The sequence below is a fragment of the Vibrio sp. 05-20-BW147 genome (assembly GCF_013369385.1).
Taxonomy (GTDB): Bacteria; Pseudomonadota; Gammaproteobacteria; order Enterobacterales; family Vibrionaceae; genus Vibrio; species Vibrio floridensis.
Window position 1 is genome coordinate 1 of record NZ_SZTO01000047.1, and the last position, 2,207, is coordinate 2,207.

At 38.9% G+C, this 2,207-nt stretch carries 2 protein-coding genes and 1 pseudogene; all 3 read right to left on the reverse strand.

What is annotated here, in order from left to right; genetic code table 11:
- Positions 1-42 precede the first annotated feature (42 nt).
- Complete coding sequence (locus tag FC652_RS19535; protein WP_176299838.1) at positions 43-492, reverse strand: hypothetical protein; 450 nt, start codon at positions 490-492, stop codon at positions 43-45.
- A gap of 144 nt (positions 493-636) precedes the next feature.
- Complete coding sequence (locus tag FC652_RS19540) at positions 637-2,070, reverse strand: TIR domain-containing protein (protein WP_176299839.1); 1,434 nt, start codon at positions 2,068-2,070, stop codon at positions 637-639.
- Between the two features lie 33 nt (positions 2,071-2,103).
- A pseudogene (locus tag FC652_RS19545) lies at positions 2,104-2,207 on the reverse strand (DUF3265 domain-containing protein); the annotation flags it as partial.

Sequence of the window (2,207 nt, forward strand, 5' to 3'; positions counted from 1 at the left end):
ACCAAAAATGCCACGCGGCATGAATCCCTCTTAAACGCTTTGTTATATGCTCTGTTTCACCAGAACTTTTGACTTGTCGATAGCTAGAGCCTCGCAAAAACCCTCCACGAAACCGGACATTAATGCAGTACCTAATGCAATAGTTTTGGTATCTTCTACAAGAGTTTGATAAACCTTATTTCTATGCTCAAGGTTGGAGAACAAGTAGGCATTTTTAATGTAAAACTCGTGAGCAATATAGTTACGTTTAACTAGTGCTTGCTTCAAGATAGAAACACCAACATCATCAATGTCGGCGTGGCTTTTTAGTAAACCGATGAGTTGACCTAGGGTTTTACGGTCTTCACGGATTACGAGTGCTTCAACTTCTATTTCAACATCAAAGTTGTCGTTCAATATCGCAACAAGCGTCCGAGTAAGAAACTCTAGCGTTTGCCCCACATGAAGAGCCTCACCGACTTTTTTATATACATCATCAATTGATGAGTTCATCTAATCTCCATTGAGCATATAACGCCGCATTAAGGTGTGAGCAACGCTACCACGAAACTTAACCATACCACCATAAACACAAAACCCAACGATGGAATGAAAAATGCCAAGCGTTGGGAATCACTCTTAAATGCCTTGTTAGGCTTATTTTTGAACAGTACGGAACTGTCTAATTAATACTCTTCCCTCTTTGCAGATATTAGAGAACGTTTCTGTTTCTTTCGCCTGATTTCTAATACTGCTAGCTAAACGCGAATGCCCATATTCAGACGAACTATCTAATGAGACACCTTTCTCTAACCACTCTATTGCATCTGTATAGAAGCCTTTAATGTTCAACATATTACCTATGTTATGCAGAACCCAAGAAGACTTTTCACTTGATAGTTCTACAGCTTTTTTGCAAGTAAACATAGCCCTATCATATAGATCTAAGGTTAAACATACGTTGCTCAAGTAACCCCAGTATTCAGCATTATCTGGCACTTCAATAGTCAAATAGTTTAGTAAGTATGCAGCTTCTTTATTTGCGCCCGATTCAATAAGTAGCCTAGAGTATCGATACACCAAGTCTTTGTTGCTTGGAAAACTACGATATGCACTGGAAATAATATCTAGAGCTTTATCCTTGTCCCCAGTTGATTGATATAGCTCGGAGAGCTTAAGGCTAACTTCAGGACTATTCTGATATGGTAGCAATGACGAAACAGCACCATCTTTATCACCAATTGAGTCTAAACATGCCGATTTTACAATTAAGATCGAAGTTTCTTCGACTCCATCATCGAAATGTTCACGAATTAATTCTAGTGCGACGTCTTCATAGCTTTCCCATAGAAGCATATTAAGACCAAGTACTTGGAGCTTGATGTAATCAGAACTCTTTTTGATCTGCTCAATTAGTGGTGACAACCCTTTAAAGTCATTTTCTTTAAAATCAACATAACGCAACCACAAATCATGTCGCAGTGACTCTTCTTCTGAAGCGCCCTCTTTTAGCTTTGTTAATTTTGTTCTTGCTGCATCAAACTGGTTACCAACTACATCATGGATCCACTCAAGTTCAATATTATTTGGTAATGAACTATCTTCGACTGATTCGTTTTCTGTTTTTGCTGAGTGTAAGCTTCCCAGCTTTTTAATTGCCTGCCTAATTTCGTTACAGGCAGCGCCTGTAGCTGCCTGTAAACTACCATCGTGTCGATTAGGATCATATTTTCCAGCAGTTATACCTAACAGATCTGTTGGGATATATGTATCACTTCCATCTGGTGTTACAAAAAATACTCTATTACGACCTAACTTTCCTACAAATAAACCGAACTCAAAAAGAACATTATCACGAACAGTTTTGTTCTCATTGTTTCTCATTAACGTTATATCATCAGGGCTAAATACGAATACACCAAAATCCGCCGATTCAAGTACCTGCTCTAATGAATCAATTGTAGTCTGCGATAAGGAGAATACACCTTGATCCCACACAGTTGCCTCTACAGTATGAGTTAAATTTTGTTGAATTGCGTAAGCAACCCCTAACCCCTCAACCGAAGAGCCAATAAATAATTTCGGCTTCATTAATACTCCTAATTCAAATTACTGATGATAAGCCTAACGCCGCGTTAAGGGGTGAATGCCGCATAAACCAACCTTACGCAGACCACTTTCACCACAAAAATTTCTGCAAACCAAAAATGCCACGCGGCATGAATCCC